Origin of the sequence: Tuberibacillus sp. Marseille-P3662, from assembly GCF_900178005.1 — a bacterium.
In the GTDB taxonomy this organism is placed as follows: Bacteria; Bacillota; Bacilli; order Bacillales; family Sporolactobacillaceae; genus Marseille-P3662.
The window spans coordinates 1,192,452-1,209,487 of the sequence record NZ_FXBS01000006.1; the positions used below are offsets into that span (position 1 = coordinate 1,192,452).

General features: G+C 43.0%; 15 protein-coding genes. All 15 read right to left on the reverse strand.

Going from position 1 to position 17,036, the window contains the following annotated elements:
- Positions 1-3: 3 nt before the first annotated feature.
- A complete protein-coding gene (rnpM, locus tag B9Y89_RS14650) occupies positions 4-273 on the reverse strand; it encodes an RNase P modulator RnpM (RefSeq protein ID WP_085523940.1) in 270 nt (89 codons plus the stop codon).
- A gap of 16 nt (positions 274-289) precedes the next feature.
- A complete protein-coding gene (gene nusA, locus B9Y89_RS14655; protein WP_085523941.1) occupies positions 290-1,447 on the reverse strand; it encodes a transcription termination factor NusA in 1,158 nt (385 codons plus the stop codon).
- A gap of 39 nt (positions 1,448-1,486) precedes the next feature.
- A complete protein-coding gene (gene rimP, locus B9Y89_RS14660) occupies positions 1,487-1,957 on the reverse strand; it encodes a ribosome maturation factor RimP (RefSeq protein WP_085523942.1) in 471 nt (156 codons plus the stop codon).
- Between the two features lie 124 nt (positions 1,958-2,081).
- Positions 2,082-6,410, reverse strand: a complete 4,329-nt coding sequence (locus B9Y89_RS14665; protein WP_085523943.1) for a PolC-type DNA polymerase III — start codon at positions 6,408-6,410, stop codon at positions 2,082-2,084.
- Between the two features lie 17 nt (positions 6,411-6,427).
- Positions 6,428-8,059, reverse strand: coding sequence for a proline--tRNA ligase (locus tag B9Y89_RS14670; RefSeq protein ID WP_085523944.1), 1,632 nt, complete (start codon positions 8,057-8,059; stop codon positions 6,428-6,430).
- Positions 8,060-8,075: 16 nt separating this feature from the next.
- Positions 8,076-9,335, reverse strand: a complete 1,260-nt coding sequence (gene rseP / locus B9Y89_RS14675; protein WP_085523945.1) for an RIP metalloprotease RseP — start codon at positions 9,333-9,335, stop codon at positions 8,076-8,078.
- 37 nt (positions 9,336-9,372) lie between these two features.
- Entirely contained in the window at positions 9,373-10,530 is a 1,158-nt protein-coding gene (dxr, locus tag B9Y89_RS14680; protein WP_085523946.1) for a 1-deoxy-D-xylulose-5-phosphate reductoisomerase, read from the reverse strand.
- A 16-nt stretch (positions 10,531-10,546) separates the two neighbouring features.
- The gene (locus B9Y89_RS14685) at positions 10,547-11,323 is read right to left on the reverse strand and encodes a phosphatidate cytidylyltransferase (RefSeq protein WP_085523947.1); all 777 of its coding nucleotides are present in this window, start codon (positions 11,321-11,323) and stop codon (positions 10,547-10,549) included.
- Positions 11,324-11,332: 9 nt separating this feature from the next.
- Positions 11,333-12,103 (reverse strand): isoprenyl transferase, encoded by a 771-nt coding sequence (locus B9Y89_RS14690; RefSeq protein ID WP_085523948.1) that lies wholly within the window; start codon positions 12,101-12,103, stop codon positions 11,333-11,335.
- Positions 12,104-12,203: 100 nt separating this feature from the next.
- Complete coding sequence (frr, locus tag B9Y89_RS14695) at positions 12,204-12,761, reverse strand: ribosome recycling factor (protein ID WP_085523949.1); 558 nt, start codon at positions 12,759-12,761, stop codon at positions 12,204-12,206.
- On the reverse strand, positions 12,754-13,491 hold the full coding sequence (gene pyrH, locus B9Y89_RS14700) for a UMP kinase (RefSeq protein WP_085523950.1): 738 nt from the start codon (positions 13,489-13,491) through the stop codon (positions 12,754-12,756). The genes frr and pyrH overlap by 8 nt, the downstream gene beginning before the upstream one ends.
- Positions 13,492-13,623: 132 nt before the next feature.
- A complete protein-coding gene (gene tsf / locus B9Y89_RS14705; RefSeq protein WP_085523951.1) occupies positions 13,624-14,505 on the reverse strand; it encodes a translation elongation factor Ts in 882 nt (293 codons plus the stop codon).
- Positions 14,506-14,873: 368 nt separating this feature from the next.
- Positions 14,874-15,620, reverse strand: a complete 747-nt coding sequence (gene rpsB / locus B9Y89_RS14710; RefSeq protein WP_085523952.1) for a 30S ribosomal protein S2 — start codon at positions 15,618-15,620, stop codon at positions 14,874-14,876.
- A gap of 163 nt (positions 15,621-15,783) precedes the next feature.
- Positions 15,784-16,236: a DUF6115 domain-containing protein gene (locus B9Y89_RS14715; protein ID WP_085523953.1), complete on the reverse strand. Its 453-nt coding sequence runs from the start codon at positions 16,234-16,236 to the stop codon at positions 15,784-15,786.
- Between the two features lie 19 nt (positions 16,237-16,255).
- Entirely contained in the window at positions 16,256-17,020 is a 765-nt protein-coding gene (locus B9Y89_RS14720; RefSeq protein ID WP_085524757.1) for a FliA/WhiG family RNA polymerase sigma factor, read from the reverse strand.
- Between the last annotated feature and the right edge of the window lie 16 nt (positions 17,021-17,036).

The window sequence follows — 17,036 nt, forward strand, 5'->3', positions numbered from 1 at the left end:
CGGTTAAGACGGGTGCTCCAACAGTGTTAGCATTTCGTCATAAATGTCAGGATTAACGTCAGTTTTTAATTGTTTGGACAGCAATTGATTCTTTCTTGCCTTTTCAATACATATTCGATCCTTGGATAAATAAGCGCCGCGGCCATTTTTTTTCCCGGTTGGATCTAACAGGACTTCCCCTTCAGGAGATCTGACGATGCGAAATAAATGCTTTTTATCTTCTTGGGTTTGACACGCTATGCATTTTCTTAAAGGCGTCTTTTTCTTTTTCACCCGACATCACCCTTACTTAGTCTTCATCATCGACGTCTATCGACTCTTCCAATTCATCATTGTCTATACCATATCCCTGATCAAAATCAGTTAAAGCATCCGGTTCCGGAACTTCGCGGCCTTGGTTCAATAAGCCCAACTCACCCGCTTCGGATTCACTTTTAATGTCAATCTTCCAGCCTGTTAGTTTAGCAGCTAACCGGGCATTTTGACCTTTCTTTCCGATAGCTAGTGATAGTTGATAATCCGGGACAATAACGGTTGTCGCTTGGTCCTCTTCATCAACAATAACCTCGATCACTTTTGATGGACTCAAAGCATTGGCGACATAAACCACAGGGTCATCAGACCAGCGAACAATATCAATTTTTTCCCCTTTTAGTTCATCGACAATCGCTTGAACCCGTGTGCCCTTTTGACCCACACATGATCCGACGGGATCAACTTCAGGATCCTCAGCATACACAGCAATTTTTGACCGGTCACCCGCTTCTCTAGCAATTGATTGCACTTCAACGGTACCATCATAGATTTCCGGCACTTCGAGTTCAAATAGACGTTTCAATAACCCGGGATGCGTACGGGAAACCATCACAGAAGGTCCTTTGGTCGTATTTTCAACCTGAGTGAGATAAACTTTTATCCGGTCATGGGGAGCGTAACTCTCGCCAGGCATTTGTTCAGAGTGTGGGAGTAAGGCTTCAACCCGTCCGAGATCAACATAAATAAACCGATGATCTTGTCGTTGAACAATCCCTGTCATGATATCGGCTTCACGATCAATAAATTCTGAATAAATGACCCCGCGCTCAGCTTCCCTTACGCGTTGGGTCACGACCTGTTTAGCTGTTTGAGCTGCAATCCGTCCAAAATTTTTGGGTGTTACCTCGAGTTCAACCACATCTTCAACGTTGTATTGAGGACTGATTTCCTTAGCATCTTCAAGCGAAATTTCAAGAAGCGGATCCGTCACTTCTTCAACAACATCTTTACGGGCAAAAACTTTAATAGCTCCCGTACTTTCATCAATGTCAACCCGAACATTCTGAGCCTGGTTAAAATTGCGTTTATAAGCAGATATTAACGCAGCTTCCAAAGCTTCCAACAATACATCTTTACTAATTCCTTTATCTTTTTCTAATGACATCATAGCATCAAATAGGTCCGTGCTCATCGCCAATACCTCCCCTTTTTCAAAAAAACTCGTCGACGACTAAAAAATGACCGCTAAATTCGCTTTCGATATTTTACCAACCGGTATATCGATTTGTCTTTCTTGCGTTTTGTTCTTAACACTGACGGTGATATAGTCATCGTGGACGGCTTCTAAAAGTCCCTCGAATGTTTTTTCACCATCAATTTTTTCATAAGTACCGATTCTAACATTCTGACCAATATTTGCTTTAAAATCATCTAAACTTTTCAAGGGCCTTTCAGCACCTGGAGAAGATACCTCTAAGAAATACGGTTCTTTAATGGGGTCATGCTTATCAAGAGCTTCACTTAACCGTTCACTAACAGCCGTGCAAGTATCTAAGTCAACCCCTTCGGGTGAGTCTATGTAAACCCGTAAAAACCACTGCTTGCCTTCTTTCAAATATTCGGTATCAACTAGCGTTAATCCCATGTCGGTAAGAATAGGCGTTGCAAGGTCTTCAGTCATTTGTGCAATTTTGCCTCCCATATTCAATTGCCTCCTTTCGAAAACGAAAGAGTGGGTTGCCCCACTCTTTTTTCGACGACCTATTCACTACTATTTCCAATTACACTATATCATAACCCTAGAGTGAAGGCAACTATTCGCTATCTTAAAACAAACTGAGCTGGTTAGCCTCAGGCAATCCATTTAAACAGCCATGCTGGTCTAAATACTCAACAACCGTTTTCGATAGTTTCGCTCGTTTTTGCAAGTCTTCTTTTGACAGGAATTCACCCGCTTTTCTCGCTTCAACAATATTAAGAGCCGCGTTCGTTCCAACACCAGACAAGGCATTGAACGGCGGAATCAGCGTGTCACCGTCAACGATAAAATCAGCAGCACTAGATTTGTACAAGTCTACGGATTTAAAACTAAAGCCGCGCTCACACATCTCTAGGGCAATTTCCAAAACGGTATGCAGACTTTTCTCCTTAGGTGAAGCATCGAAGCCTTTTTCGGCGATTTCATCAATCTTACTGCGGATGGCACCGGCCCCTCGACGCATAATATCAATATCAAAATCGTCAGCTCTAACTGAGAAATACGTTGCATAAAATAGTATCGGATGATGAACCTTGAAATAAGCGATGCGAACGGCCATTAACACATAAGCAGTCGCGTGTGCTTTAGGGAACATGTACTTGATTTTCAAGCACGACGCAATATACCATTCCGGGACATCATGCTTTTTCATTTCTTCAATCCATTCATCCTTCAATCCTCTACCTTTACGAACAAATTCCATGATTGTAAATGCCATCGATGGTTCTAAACCTTTATATAAAAGATAAATCATGATATCATCCCGGCAGCTAATCACGTCTTTCAGATCACAAATCCCGTCATTGATGAGTTCTTGGGCATTACCGACCCAGACATCCGTTCCGTGCGACAAGCCTGATATCCTGACCAGTTCATCAAAGGTTGACGGTCGTGTATCTTCAAGCATCTGCCGAACAAAGCGGGTTCCAAATTCCGGTAGTCCTAAGGCCCCCGTGGATGACCGGATTTGTTCCTGAGTCACACCCAAAGCATCAGGAGAATTAAAAATACTCATCACATCCGGGTCATCAGTTGGTATCGAAAGTGGATCCATTCCGCTTAAATCTTGGAGCATTCGAATCACCGTCGGATCATCATGACCAAGAATATCCAACTTCAATAAATTATCATGAATCGAATGGAAGTCAAAGTGCGTCGTCCGCCATTCCGATGATTGATCATCTGCCGGATATTGGATTGGTGTACAGTCATAGATTTCCATATAATCGGGAACAACGATGATACCGCCTGGGTGCTGTCCTGTTGTTCGTTTGACTCCTGTGCATCCCGAAGCTAGCCGATCAATCTCTGCTCCTCGGAAATGCAGCTCATGATCCCCTTCATAACCCTTAACAAACCCGAATGCAGTCTTATCCGCAACCGTACCGATTGTACCTGCTCGATAGACTTTGTCTTCACCGAACAGTTCCTTAGTATAGTTATGAGCCACGGGTTGATACTCACCTGAGAAGTTCAAGTCAATATCCGGTACCTTGTCACCCTTAAATCCCAGAAACGTTTCAAACGGAATATCATGACCATCCTTTAGATAAGCCGCGCCACAATGAGGGCAGTTTTGATCCGGTAAATCAAACCCACAAGCCACACTACCATCCGTAAAAAATTCAGAATGACAACACTCAGAACAGACGTAGTGCGCCGGCAACGGATTCACCTCGGTGATATCCATAACTGTCGCAACAAATGACGAACCGACTGACCCCCGTGATCCTACTAAGTAACCATCCACCAATGATTTTTTAACCAATTTGGCGGAAATCAAATAGATGACGTCAAAGCCATGTCCAATAATACTTTCTAGTTCTTTATCTAACCGCTCTGCAACAATCTCAGGCAGATCCTCACCATAGCGACGCTTGGCTTCACCATAACACATGTCTCGGACCTCATCTGCCGACCCTTCAATGACAGGTGTATATAGTTGATCTGGAACGGGGGCGAGGTCCTCAATTTGATCAGCAATGGCGTTTGTTGCGGTCACAACGACTTCTTTCGCTTTATCTTCACCTAAAAATTGAAATGCTTCAAGCATCTCATTTGTCGTTCGAAAGTGTACGGGCGGCTGCGTTTGCCGATTCAATGGATTACCGCCTTGAGAGGCAATTAGAATTTGCCGGTATAAATGCTCGTGCCGGTCCATGTAATGGACATTACCCGTCGCAACCACGGGCTTGTCAAGTTTTTCACCTATCTTAATGATCTTACCAATAATTTGTTTGAGTGCCAATTCATGATCAACAAGTTCTTTTTCAATTAAATGCTGCAAAATATCAGGCGGTTGAATCTCAAGATAATCATAGAATTGTGCGGCCGCTTCAAGATCGTCCTCTGATTTCTGCATGGCCGCTTCAAAAACTTCACCTTGAGAACAGCCCGAGCCAATCATTAATCCCTCACGATATTTCTCTAACTGTGAACGGGGAATTCTCGGAACTCGATAAAAATAGTCAACGTGAGCCAGAGATACAAGTTTATAAAGATTTTTTAATCCCGTTTGATTGACGGCTAGAATCGTACAGTGGCTTGGACGCACCCTTTTGAAACTACCTTGACCCATATGATTGTTCAGTTCATCATGATAGTCAATCTCACGTTCAATGGCGTCGGTTGCCATTTTCCACAGTAGATATCCTGTTGCTTCCGCATCGTAAATCGCGCGGTGATGCTGGGTCAATTCAATGTTGAACGCCTTACATAATGTGTTTAAACGATGATTCTTCATGTCCGGGTAAAGCATACGCCCAAGCTCCAATGTATCAATGACAGGATTCGGTGCTTTACTTAAGCCAACCTGTTCATAACCAACATTCAAAAAGCCCATGTCAAATTGGGCATTATGAGCAACTAGAACGGCATCACCGGTAAATTCATAGAAATCCTTTAGCACAACATCAATCTCCGGCGCATCCTGCACCATGTCATCCGTAATACCCGTCAACTCCGTTGTTGTCTGCGATAAGGGATGATGCGGATTAGCAAACGCTTCAAAACGATCGATGATGGCGCCGTCTTTTACTTTAACCGCTGCGAGTTCAATGATTTTGTGATATACCGCCGATAAACCTGTCGTCTCAACGTCAAAGACGACATAAGTGTCCTCCGCAAGCTTGCGATGTTGTTCGTTATAAGCAATGGGGACACCATCATCGACTAAATTGGCTTCCAATCCATATATGGCTTTAATCCCATGCTTTTTGGCGGCAGCAAATGCTTCCGGAAACGCTTGGACAACGCCGTGGTCTGTAACCGCAATGGCCCTGTGTCCCCAGTCTTTTGCGCGTTTAACCAAATCTCCAGGGGCTGCGATGGCATCCATCTGACTCATGGTTGTATGGGCATGCAGTTCCACACGCTTTTCACCTTCAGGGGCATCGTCTGTTATCACATTAGGCTGAATTTCTTCAATATCTTTTCCCAGCATGACGAGATCACGAACGAATGTATCATTTTGAACACCGCCACGAACTTTGACCCAAATACCTTCTTTTAGTCCAGCAAGCTTAGCAGCATCTTCCTTATCGCGGAGAAATAACTTGATTTGAATCGAATCGGTATAGTCCGTTATTTTAAACAGAACAAGGGTGCGACCGCTTCGCAACTCGCGTGTCTCTGTCGCAAAAACATAACCTTGAACTGTGATACGACGCTCTTCTTCAACAATCTGCTTAATCGGTACAGGATCATCCTTAATGTCATAACCATATTTTACTGGACCGGCGGGCTCCTCCTCGGCTTCTTGTTGTTTCTTTTTCTCTTGTTGGTCTTTAAGCGCTTGAACCGCTTTTTGTTTGCTTTCTTCATCCCGCTGTTGCTTAAACGCTTCTATGTCTTGTTCAGAAGTTTCAATTTGCACATCAATCGAGACTTGACCAAACCCAAACCGCTCTAATGTTTGTTGCATCGGCGTGAGCAATTTGCGTTTAAACGCTTGTACTTCTGTTTCGTTGGTCAGCTTAATTAACAACTGGTCATTGCTAAAGGACGGTTGTTGGGAACGCAAGCGTGTCCCTAATCCAGGAGAATGCTCCACTAAGGCGGCTGAGATACGTGGCCAATATTGTGTTAGAACTTCAGGATTCAACGCTGCCTGCGTATAAATCGAAACCGTAATGTTGGCAATATCTGCGAAAGCCTGACTTAATTCACTTTCGAACCATTCGAATACGTGATAAGGCAGCGGTTCATTAAGGCTAATATGAAAATGCCACTGTTGTTCCTGCTGCCATACGGTGAGTTTTTGTATTTCTGCATCATGAAAATAACGTTCCTTAACGTCATCTGGGGCGCCAATTTGCCTTAATAATAATTGCAGACGATCTTGTTTCGTTTTGCCTTCCACTTGCTTCTCCTCCCATAAGGAAAAAAGGCACCTCATTTAAGAGGTGCACGTGTTTAATTTAAATATTGAGCAATGGTGTGAATGACTTCGGATGCCTGGCTTTCAAATGATTCACCGGTCGCCCGGATCTTAACCTCAACAATGCCTTCAGCAGCCCTTTTTCCGACCGTCACGCGGACAGGACAACCAATCAAGTCGGCATCAGCGAATTTGACACCCGCACGTTCTTTGCGATCATCGAGTAAAACCTCATGGCCTTGTTTGTCCAAATCTTTGTAAATTGATTCTGCGAGTTCCATTTGTTCCATTTTTTTAGGATTCACCGCGATCACGTGAACATGAAACGGTGCAATCGATACCGGCCATTTCAAACCGTCATCATCATGATATTGTTCAGCAACTGCTGACAATGTTCTTGAAACCCCAATACCGTAACAGCCCATTTTGAGCGGCTTCGATTTTCCATTTTCGTCAAGAAACTCGGCACCCATCGCTTCACTATACTTCGTCCCTAATTTGAACACTTGTCCAATTTCAATGCCTTGAGCAAACTGAATCGTCCCATGGCCATCTGGGGAAGGATCTCCTTCTTGAATCATTCTCACGTCACTAAAGGATTCAATCCCCAAGTCACGCTCCGGATTCACATTATAGTGCTGAACCTCACCATTGGTTCCAGCGATAAATCCGTTAACAACCGCCTTTAAACCCTGATCCGCTAAGACTTCAACATCTCCAGGATTAAGAACGTCAAAGGTAAGCTCACTGGCGTCAACATCATCTAACACATCTGCTTCCAGCAAGTTTTTGACCTTAACATCATTGACTTCATCCTGTCCTCGTGAATAGACAGCGACATAGGTTGAACCTGTTGTAAAGAAGGAAACGTGTATCTCCTTCTCATCCGACCTGTCATAATCCCCAGTGTCAAGCACTTGTACAGGTTCATTAGTTGGACTAACCGTATCCATAACAGACGCCATCTCGATATTCGCAGCATATTCGGATCCCGATGAAAAGGCAATCGTATCTTCACCGACATCAGCTAATGCCATGAATTCATGGGTATCTTTGCCGCCCATTGCTCCGGAATCAGCAATAACAGCTCGAAAATCCAAACCGCAACGGTTAAAAATATTTTTATAAGCTTGAAACATGGTTTCATAGGATTGATCCAAGGTCACTTCATCACTATGAAACGAATAAGCGTCTTTCATTAAAAATTCACGCCCACGTAACAAGCCGAAACGTGGACGGCGTTCGTCACGATATTTGGCTTGAATTTGATAAAGGGTCATCGGCAACTTTTTGTAGCTATTCAAAAAATCGCGCGTTAAGCTTGTAATTAATTCTTCGTGTGTCGCTCCTAACGCGAAATCTCGCCCATGCCGATCTTTAAGCCGCATGAGTTCAGGCCCATAGACATCCCAACGTCCTGTCTCATGCCACAGTTCCGCAGGTTGAATCGCCGGCATCAGCAGTTCCTGAGCACCGGTACGATTCATTTCCTCACGAATGATGGCTTGAATTTTTTGTAACACTTTGTGACCGAGCGGCAAGTAAGAATAGATACCTGCAGCATTTTGGCGAATAAATCCTGCCCTGTATAAGTACCGGTGGCTGGCACAATCAGCATCAGCCGGATTTTCTTTCATTGTAGGTATAAATAGTTGACTTTGCTTCATCAACAACCCCCCTCCATTAATCCATCATGAAGATTCTCTGAATGTCATTCCATGTTACGACAATCATTAATAACATTAACAAGGCAAACCCGACAAAATGGGCAAGGGTTTCCTTTTGCGGATCGACAGGTTTACCCCGAATCCCTTCAAATATAAGGAATAACAAGCGTCCGCCATCTAAAGCCGGCAGCGGCAGAAGATTAATAATAGCGAGGTTAATACTCAAAAGGCCTGCCCAATTTAAGACAAATAAGAGCCCTTGATCAACTGCCTGGCCTGTCATATTATAGATACCAACCGGTCCGGCTAAGCTATCAAGCCCGATAGCGCCCGTTACTAATTGTTTAAGTGCATCTAACTCAAGTTTAATAAAATTAAATGTTTGGAAAACGCCGTGTTGGATCGATCCCACAAATGACTTTTCGTAAAATGCCGTCACGCCAATATAACCACTATCCGGTTGTTTCGGGCGCTCGTCAGGTGTGAGTTGAACATCCTGCGTCTGACCATTTCTTGCAATAGTCACATTAAGACGATCACCAGGATGTTTTGAAATCGTTGTTGCCATTTCATTCCAACCGTCGACAGGCTCATCATTAATCTGCTTCACAACATCCCCATGTTCGAGTCCTGCTTTGGCGGCCGGGGTATCTCCTTGAACCTGACCAATCTTAGCTTGATCGGAAGGAATACCTTGTAACATAAAGTAAACGATTAATACAACCAAGGCTAAAATAAAGTTCATAAAGGGGCCAGCAAGTATAGCAAGAAACCGATCAAACACTGATTTCGAACCAAATTGCCGGTCCAACGGAGCAATTTGATAACCTTGTTCATCCATGACATATTCTGCTTTACGATCTAATTCATAGGTTTCCGAACCACTGACTTCATCTTCGTAGCCGCGAATGATCAAGTCACCTTCCAAATCCGCATGATCTACAATCACTGCTTTGGCTTCTGGATGTTTTTCCAGATGGTTGATATATATTTTGGTGACTTGACCAAAATTATTAAATGTCAAACCGACCCGCTGCCCCGGCTTAATTTCAACAATCTCTGGATCTTCACCAGCCATTCGGACAAACCCGCCAATAGGCAATAACCTTAGGGTATAGACGGTTTCCTTCTTCTTGATCGAGAATAACTTAGGTCCGAATCCAATCGCAAATTCACGGCATAAGATCCCGGCTCGTTTGGCTAAAATCAAATGACCAAATTCATGAATAGAAACAAGCACTCCAAATATAATTACAACAGCTATAAACGTATCCAACGCGACCACCTCACATGCTCATTCACTTTGAACTATACTAACCATTATGTGTCAATACATCTTCCGTTAACCGTCTTGTTTCCTGGTCGATCGCTAAGACCGTGTCAAGATCTGGACGGTCCACCTGATCATGCTTGTCCAAAATGTCACTGACAACCTGTTCAATCCCTAAAAAGGAAAGATTGCCATTTAAAAAGTGTTGAACCGCTACTTCATTCGCCGCATTCAAAACTGTCGGCATACTGCCACCTGCTTGCCCAGCTTCAAAGGCCAGTTTTAAACTATAGAAACGGTCATAATCAACGGGCAAGAAATTTAATGTCCCAACTTCCCATAAGTTTAACCTGTTTGCCTCTGGATGTTCAAGCCGGTGTGGATATGTTAAGGCATATTGGATCGGTCCTTTCATGTCTGGATGCCCTAACTCAGCGATCACACTTCTATCAATATATTCAACAAGTGAATGAACAATGCTTTCTTTATGTATCACCACATCAATTTTCTCATACGGCATATCAAAAAGCCAATGCGCCTCAATGACTTCGAGACCTTTATTCATCATCGTTGCTGAATCAACTGTAATTTTGGCTCCCATCGACCAATTGGGGTGATTCAAAGCATTTTCGACCGTCACACCAGCTAACTCATTCCGGCTATAGTCACGAAAACTGCCGCCGGATGCTGTTAGAATAATGCGATCAATGTCTTTGGTAGACTCACCGTTCATGGATTGAAAGATAGCCGAATGTTCACTATCAACCGGAATTAAATTAACGTTATGTTTTTTGACTAATTCCATAACAAGGTGGCCAGCTGTGACTAATGTTTCTTTATTCGCCAAAGCAATATCTTTTCCTGCTTTAATCGCTTCAACAGTGGGAATTAAACCGATACTCCCAAGTACAGCGTTAACAACGATGTCATGATCAGGATCACAGGCCGCGGTAACAATCCCTTCCATCCCCGTAACCAACTGCGTTCGGGGCGGCACGAGATGTTGTAGCTTGTCTTTGGTAGATTCATCTTTCACGGCAACGACTTTGGGTTGGAATTCTTTGATACAGGGCAAGGCTATCTCAATATTTTCACCGAAGGCCATCGCATTCAAACGAAACTGATCCGGATGTTGGCGGATGACTTCTAATGTCTGAGTACCGACGGAACCGGTAGCCCCTAATAATCCAATTGACTTCATAGTTGACCTCCCACTGTCAGATAACACCAATAATATGAAGAGCTGGTAAAACAAACAACAGACTGTCAAATCTATCTAGTAAACCGCCATGACCTGGCAAGATTTTGCCTGAATCTTTGACATCAAGATAACGTTTCAAAGCCGATTCAGCTAGATCACCCATCTGTCCAAACACGGCAACGATTAAAGCAACAATATAAATCATGATTGAGGAATGGAGAATGTCAAACTCAACCCATTGCTGAAATAAGAAAGCGACAACCAACGCCACGATGATTCCGCCCAGTGACCCCTCTATTGTTTTATTCGGACTAATGGACGGGGCCAGTTTGTTTTTACCCATCTTCTTACCGATAAAATAAGCGCCACTATCTGTTGCCCATATTAAAATCAAAACAAATAGGATAAGAAGCAGACTTTCGTGACGCATATTGACGAGAAGCCCGAACCCATATCCTGTATAAAATACAGCAAAGAACGTATAAGCGACATGATCAACATGAAACCGGTTATGGCTAATAAAAGAATAGATTAATAATAATACAGCTGTCACCGAAAGCAAAGGACTTATATTCATGGGATCCATTAAGTCATGATTAACTAAAAATAGCACACTTAATATGCCTAACATCGACGGTAGTTCCTGAGCCCTTATATTTTTCATAAACATAAATTCAGTAAAAATTATGGCGGCAATGAGCATGGCAAGAAGTGTAAAAGCCCATGAACCATACCACAGGACTAACAAAAATAAAGCACCGGCAATGACACCGGTAAGAATCCTTTCTTTCATAGCGGCCTCCTAATTATTCACACTGCCGAAACGTCGATGTCTTCTGGCAAAATGAGCGATCGCTTCCCCAAGATGCTCTTCAGTAAAATCAGGCCAGAGAACATCCGTAAACCATAACTCGGTATAGGCAAGTTGCCACAATAGAAAATTGCTTAACCGGATTTCACCGCTCGTCCGGATCAGCAAATCAGGATCGGGATACTGTTTCGTCAACAAATAGCTGGATATAATGCTTTCATCAATATCATTAACAGTTAATTGATCCGCCTGAACATCAGAAATTATTTGCTTAACAGCATCAGTAAGTTCGTGGCGGCTCCCATAATTTAAAGCGAAGTTGAGAATCATACCATCGTTCTCGCTCGTCCGACTAATCGCGGTTTCGATCGCTTTGACTGTACCGCGAGGCAACTGCTGTGCATCACCCATGACTTCAACTCTAACATTGTTTTCGATTAATTCTTCTAAATAGGATGTTAAAAACTGTTCAGGTAATTTCATTAAAAAATCAACTTCTGTTTTGGGACGTTTCCAATTTTCTGTTGAAAACGCATAAAGAGTCAATACCTGAACGCCTAGGCGATCGCTTTCCCGAACCATTTTTTTGACAACATCCATACCTTCTTTATGACCAGCGATCCGGGGTAATCCCCGTTTCTTTGCCCAACGCCCGTTCCCGTCCATGATGATGGCGATATGTGAAGGAATTTGTGTGCTGTCAAAAAGATGGGATGCATCATTTTCTTTTTTAGAACCACGTAAATTGAATTTGTTGAGCATACCCGTTCCTCCATTGCCTAGTCCGACAGATTGCAGCCGTTATGTCTATATGTTGAATACCGAAAAACCCTCATGGAAGAGGGTTTGTTCTGCCAATAACTTAGACTTCCTTAATCTCATTTTCCTTGCTTTGAGCAATCTTGTCAATTTCATTGACGTACTCATCTGTCACTTTTTGCACATCTTCTGTCGCACGACGCAAATCATCTTCAGTAATATCACCATTTTTTTCATCTTTTTTTAGGGTATCATTGGCATCTCTGCGAATGTTGCGAACGGACACTTTCGCATCTTCGGTATATTTTCCAACTTGCTTTACCAAATCTTTGCGTCGTTCTTCAGTTAGAGCGGGAATGTTAATGCGAATCACATTACCATCGCTGGATGGGGTCAAACCAAGGTCAGCTTTCAAAATGGCCTTTTCCATTTCACCAATGGCTGATTTATCAAAAGGTTGGATAACGAGTAATCTTGCTTCTGGTGCCGATACATTAGCAAGTTGATTGAGAGGTGTTGGGGCACCGTAATATAGAACTTGAACCTTGTCCAAAATAGCAGGATTAGCTCGTCCAGCACGAATCGTGGCTAGATCCTGCTTAAATGTATTCACTGCTTTTTTCATCCGTTCTTTCGTTTCATTGATTACTTCATCAGACATTTTTATGTTTCCCCCTTATAGTGGTTCCGATTTGTTCACCTTGAATCACACGTTTGATATTCCCTTGTTCAATGATCGAAAAGACAATGAGCGGAATGTCATTATCCATGCATAATGAGGAAGCTGTAGAATCCATCACCTGTAAGTCTTCGCTTAAAACGTCCATATAAGATAATCTGGTGTATTTCTTAGCGGTATCATCCAAAGACGGATCGGCATTGTAGACGCCATCAACATTATTCTTAGCCATGAGAATCACTTCAGCTTCAATTTCCGCTGCTCTTAATGCCGCTGTCGTATCCGTCGAAAAGTAAGGATTACCCGTCCCGGCAGCAAAAATAACAACGCGTTTCTTTTCTAAATGACGAATCGCTTTACGTCGAATATAAGGTTCAGCAACTTGCCGCATTTCAATCGACGTTTGGACGCGAGTCTCCACATCAATGGTTTCAAGGGCATCTTGTAGGGCTAAGGCGTTCATACATGTCCCGAGCATCCCCATATAATCTGCCGTTGCCCGGTCCATGCCCATTTCGCTGCCGACCTTGCCACGCCATATATTGCCGGCACCAACAATGACAGCAACCTCTACATCCAATTCTACTATTTCTTTAACTTGTCCGGCAATAGACTCAATGACTTTAGGGTCAATACCATAACCAGCATCACCCCTCAAGGCTTCACCGCTTAGTTTGAGAACGACCCGCTGGTAATCTGCACTGGCTGTCATGATTTCACCTTCCGCTTAGATATGTCTTTTTAAAAAAGAGGACACACAAAAAAGTGTCCTCTAAACCCCACAGGATGTGGGTCCGTTCAACATTTGTCACAGCTGAACTTCCTTGACATGGAGCTACAGCTATTACTTTTTCATTTGTTGTTCCACTTCTTCAGCGAAATTGTCTTCCCGTTTTTCAAGACCTTCGCCGACTTCATAGCGAACGAAACTTTTTAGGGTTGCGCCTTTGCTTTCAAGGTATTTTTTCACTTTTTGATCAGGATCTTTCACAAAATCTTGTTCTAGAAGGCAAATTTCTTGATAGAACTTGTTCAAACGACCTTGAACCATTTTCTCAACAATATGTTCCGGCTTACCCTCATTAGACGCCTGCTGTTTCAAGACATCACGTTCGTGCGCCACCTCTTCTTCGGGAACGTCTTCACGAGAGGTGTATCTTGGGTTAACAGCAGCCGCATGCATGGCAATATCCTTAGCTGCTTCTTCATCATTTCCATCAATATGGGATAAAACAGCAATCCGTCCTCCCATGTGTGTATAAGCACCAAAAGATTCGTTGTCCGTTTTTTCGACAACTTCAAAGCGGCGCAATGAAATTTTCTCTCCGATTTTGGAAATTACTTCATTAATATGTTCTGAAACAGGTTTGCCGACATTTGGAACCTCTAATGCCAAAGCGTCTTCAACCGTTGCCGGTTTATGATTTAATATAACATCGGCGATTTGATCAATTAATTGAGTAAATTGATCGTTCTTAGCGACAAAGTCCGTTTCCGCATTAACTTCCACAATAACGGCTTCATTGCCATCCACTTTGATTTGTGCCAAACCTTCTGCTGCCACACGATCTGCTTTTTTAGCGGCTTTGGCCATTCCTTTTTCACGCAAAAGATCAACGGCTTGTTCCATATCCCCGTCCGCTTCAGTTAGCGCCTTTTTGCAATCCATCATACCTGCGCCCGTTGTCTCACGCAGTTCTTTGACCATCTTTGCATTAATAGCCATGATAATGTCCTCCTTGTATTATGTAGTTTTAACACATTCGCAACGAACTAGAACATCATTATGTTCTTATTTTTTGCATGTATTCATATAATAGATACGACGTTCATATGTTTAGGGAAGTCAGTTGTAATAAGGAAGCTCGGCTATAATTATAATTATAATAAGGAAGTTCGACTAAATGCGCCACGTCCTATGGCAACGTCGAACTGACTCGCGTCCTGCGAGCCCACGTCCTATGGCAACGTCGAACTGACTCGCGTCCTGCGAGCCCACGTCCTGTGGCAGCGTCGAACTAACTCACTTCCTGTAAGCCTAAAGCCCAAAAAGGTGATAAGGGTCATACGGCCCTTATCACCCAGATGATTCCCTTATTCTTCGGTTGTTGTCACTTCTTCAGGAACTTCGGTATCGACTTCAGCTTCGGCAACTTCTTCACCTTGATTAGCTTCAAGAACAGCGTCGGCCACTTTGCCTGTCAAGAGTTTGACAGCACGAATCGCATCATCGTTACCTGGAATCAAGTAATCGACTTCGTCTGGGTCGCAGTTAGTGTCAACAATAGCGATAATCGGAATGCCTAATTTGCGTGCTTCAGCAATTGCAATCCGCTCTTTACGAGGATCGATAACAAATAGAGCATCTGGAAGACGATCCATACCTTTAATACCGCCTAGGAATTTTTCCAAGCGATCTTTCTCTTTTTGAAGACCGAAGACTTCTTTTTTCGGAAGCACTTCAAAGGTGCCATCCTCTTCCATTTTTTCAATATCTTTTAAACGTTGGATCCGTTTGCGAATCGTACGGAAGTTTGTTAACGTTCCGCCCAACCAACGTTGGTTAACGAAATACATACCGGAACGCTCAGCTTCAGCTTTCACAGTGTCTTGGGCTTGCTTTTTTGTCCCGACGAACAAAATTTTGCCGCCGTCAGCAACCGTATCTTTGACAAAGTTGAATGTTTCTTCAACCTTTTTAACGGTTTTTTGCAAATCAATAATGTAGATACCGTTTCTTTCCGTGAAAATGTAAGGTTTCATTTTCGGGTTCCAACGGCGTGTTTGGTGACCGAAATGGACACCGGATTCGAGCAATTGTTTCATTGAAATAACTGCCATGCGTACTTTCCTCCTAAATAATGGTTTTAATTCCTCCGCTCACAGCATCTTTGCCCAAAACTGTACGCTAAAAAGGTACAGCACCTTTTGGACAAATTAGCGAGCGTGTGTATTCACACCAAAAGTTAATATACCATATCCATTGTTATAAAACAAGAATGAATTACATTTTCTTATGGAGCTTTAATAATAGTTCGATTTCACCCGCACCTTTATTAAGTTGTTTCGCGATTTCGATGGGGCTGTAACCTTGTTCTTGTAGATATAAGGCTTGAGCCGTCACGGACGGCGACGGTTCCTCCTCAATCTCCGCAACCGGTGGCATCCAAACGGTCTCTTCTTGCCCGTTTTGCTCAGTCACAGGTGAGGACGTTTCTTCAAAATAGGATGACTCATTCTCTTCATTCGGGGAACTGTCTTCTGACATCTTCTCGATTAATCGGTCATTTTCAGCACGAATATCTGCAAGGTAAGATTGAAGTAATTCATCGACTTCACGCTTCATATTATCGGAATTCAATGCCTTTCGCTCTCGAATATGAAGGTATAATAAAATAATGATAAAAAACGTGACAATATGTAAAAACATACTTATACCTAATAGAATGCCTGTCATGTTAACAACCTCAGTTCACTCAGTTTAACGAACGGTGCGACAACTCATGCGTCATTAATTCTTTTAATTTCAGTAGGGCTTTCGAATGGATTTGTGAAATGCGCGACGTTGACAAATCCAAGACACGTCCGATTTCTGTTAATGTCAATTCTTCATTATAAAACAGCGATACCACCAATTGTTCGTTCCTGTTCAATGACTGGATCATTTGCCCGATATCCTGGTAAATCTCTTGTTCTATTACATTGTCATCAGGACGTTTTTGATCTTGATCCTCAATCACATGAGCAAAACTTTCATTTTGGTCATCATCGTGGAAAGCTTCATCAATGGATAGAATGTGTGCACGCATGTCACCGGCAATTGTATCCAGTACATCATTCAGCGGCAGGCCCAATTCCTCAGCGACCTCTTCTGTTGTAACACTGCGCATGCAAGCCTGTTCCAACCGACTAAAGGCCGATTCGATTTGTTTACTGCGCTCCCGCATCGTTCGCGGCATCCAGTCTTCCTTACGGAGCCCATCCAATATCGCCCCTTTCACTCGAAATGAGGCATATGTATCAAACTGTAAGTCACGGGAGGTATCAAATTTTAGCAAAGCGTCATATAACCCCATCATGCCGTGACTATGCAACTCACTATCATCTATCTTTTTTGGCAAACCAACACTGATTCTTTGCACATGATAGTGAACCAATGGTTGGTAGAGGACCAATAATTCGTTAACCGCTTCTTCGTCTTCCTCATTAAACCACCGCTGCCATAACTCGGTTTCATGCATGGTCCGTTTCACCACC